This window comes from Streptococcus sp. 121 (assembly GCF_016458205.1).
GTDB lineage: Bacteria > Bacillota > Bacilli > Lactobacillales > Streptococcaceae > Streptococcus.
In genome coordinates this window covers 1-2,288 of record NZ_JAEMED010000073.1, presented here as the reverse complement: position 1 = coordinate 2,288, position 2,288 = coordinate 1, and the positions used below count along the sequence as shown (strand labels likewise).

The 2,288-nt window shown below is 38.2% G+C and carries 1 protein-coding gene, 2 tRNA genes, 1 rRNA gene and 1 pseudogene; all 5 read right to left on the bottom strand.

Annotation, left to right across the window (positions count from 1 at the left end; genetic code table 11):
- Positions 1-87: ribosomal RNA gene (locus tag JEQ21_RS09675) — 16S ribosomal RNA — on the bottom strand; the annotation flags it as partial.
- Positions 88-477: 390 nt separating this feature from the next.
- Positions 478-957: a sigma-70 family RNA polymerase sigma factor gene (locus JEQ21_RS09670; RefSeq protein ID WP_196092477.1), complete on the bottom strand. Its 480-nt coding sequence runs from the start codon at positions 955-957 to the stop codon at positions 478-480.
- A 220-nt stretch (positions 958-1,177) separates the two neighbouring features.
- A tRNA-Asn gene (locus JEQ21_RS09665) sits at positions 1,178-1,251 on the bottom strand.
- Between the two features lie 5 nt (positions 1,252-1,256).
- A tRNA-Glu gene (locus JEQ21_RS09660) sits at positions 1,257-1,328 on the bottom strand.
- A gap of 209 nt (positions 1,329-1,537) precedes the next feature.
- A pseudogene (locus JEQ21_RS09655) lies at positions 1,538-1,741 on the bottom strand (hypothetical protein); the annotation flags it as partial.
- Between the last annotated feature and the right edge of the window lie 547 nt (positions 1,742-2,288).

Sequence of the window (2,288 nt, the reverse complement as noted above, 5' to 3'; positions counted from 1 at the left end):
GTGCAAGCACTTCCTTCAGCGTTCTACTTGCATGTATTAGGCACGCCGCCAGCGTTCATCCTGAGCCAGGATCAAACTCTCATCAAAAGTTTGAGTCTTCACTCATTTTTCTGTCGCTGACAGATTTGTTCTGCGTTAAATCTTCAGACTTCTTCGTCAAACCTCCTTGGTGAACCTTAGTTCTACCTGCGTCAGTTTGCCTTGAAGTTTTTTGATTTAGCTTCGAATTTATTATTGACAGGTAGTATTCCTACTACCTACACATTGGTATTCGTCTTGTTCAGTTTTCAAAGGTCATGTCTCTCACGAGACAACTATCTAAGTATATCACCCAGCTCACAAAGTGTCAACAGTTTTTTTAATTTTTTTTATTTTTTTCTTTTCTTCCTCTTTGGATGGAGTAAGAAAGAGGTCTAACCTGAAATTTCAGCCTCCTTCCTTCTCATTTTTTTGTCTAATGGTCTATAAAGACCTGTTTTATTTACGCGGATCAAATTCTTCAAAGTAGCTAGCCATTTTTTTCAACATTTTTTTGCGCCCCTTAAAACACTGATTGCTGATAAGGCGTTGGTAATTATCTAATTCTGCTTGGGTGAGAGTCTTCTTGAACTCCATCATGCGATCTTTAAATAGTACAAACTCATCCATACAGAGACCATCCTCTGCCAACAAATGTCCTACTTCTGAAACCTCGACATAAGCCTTGTTATCCAGCGTTCTTTTTTTTGCCTCCTGCATCCGGACCTTATCAATAATATGATTACGAAATTTGGTCTTGAAAAAGACATGTAATTTTTCATCATCCTGCATCACACTCGGATGGTTCTTCATCAAACGGTAAAGAACCATCATTCCCTCCTGCTCCCAATCACAAGCATCCCATAAATGAAGATAAAATTCTCGATGGCATTTTAATACTGTACCACGTACTTTTTTATATGTTGATTCGAAATCCATGGTTCATCCTTTCCCTATAATCCTAACAGATTACTTATTGGAATTGGGATCCATTCCCTAATCTGTCGATTTACTTCTCTATTCGAAAAATAAAAACAAAAAAGGAGTCATTCCGGTAAAAAAATGAACAACTTGGGCAAAAGGTCTTCCCTTTCATCCCACACAGAGAACGATAGTAACACCTTAGAAAAACAAAAAAAGACCCCGTAGGGTCTCAAGACTCCGCCAGTAGGACTCGAACCTACGACATCATGATTAACAGTCATGCGCTACTACCAACTGAGCTATGGCGGAAAATATAGTCCGTACGGGATTCGAACCCGTGTTACCGCCGTGAAAAGGCGGTGTCTTAACCCCTTGACCAACGGACCATTTTTCAACACTATTTATTGTAACAGGTCACTCTAAAAATAGCAAGTGTTTTTTTCTATTTTTTTCATTTTCCCCTCAAAAATCTCATATCTGTCAGTAGTTACAGATTCCAAGTACTTCTTTTCTTATTTTTTACGAATGTGAAAAGAACGGTCCAATGAAGTTCAGACTTTATACTTAACTAATTTCAAAATCAGAATGCTCGCAGAATTTCAACTCGCAATACTGGCTGAGGTTTGTACTTTCTTTCCAGTACCTGCTTTTTGGTTTCTCGCCAGTTCTCTCTCAGGTCATCATCAATCGTTTCAACTGTGACACCATCAATACCCGTAGAGCCCTTATTAGCTTTGACCTGCTTGTAGGCTTCCAGAAGATTGTCTCTTGATAATATCTGATTTAGTAGTTTAGACATGTGCGTATTCCTTTCTTATTTTGCTATCTGTAGGATATCTTAAACCCGAATTATTCATACCCTGAATAATTCGGGGACATCAATGATAAGATTATCCAACTGATGTAATTGTAAAAAGAGTTGGATTAGTTCAATATTAAGCTGTCTTAAAGCCTCAACAGTTTCTTCCGTTGCACGTGAAAAGAAACGTCACAGGGTTGATTGAGAGGCTACTTGTTTCGACTCTAGTAGCTGATAGAAATAAGCATTATCTTTCAATTCTTGACAGGCATAGTCTGTATCATGACCCGCTAGAATTTGAAAAATGAGTTGGATAACAATCATTGTGTCTGAGTAAAGAGGGGAATGGCGTTGATCATTAGTAACTAAAACTCCAAGCAGGCTTCGCCTGCTAACTCATGACGGAAAATTAGTTCAGGTATATAATAAAGATGAGCAATACAAATCCGTAAGTTTATTAGGGCTTTGCCGAGCCTGTAACTAAAACTGGATGAATAAGAGTCATGAGATAACTCGAATACGCCTTGAGCGTGAAAATAAAATTACA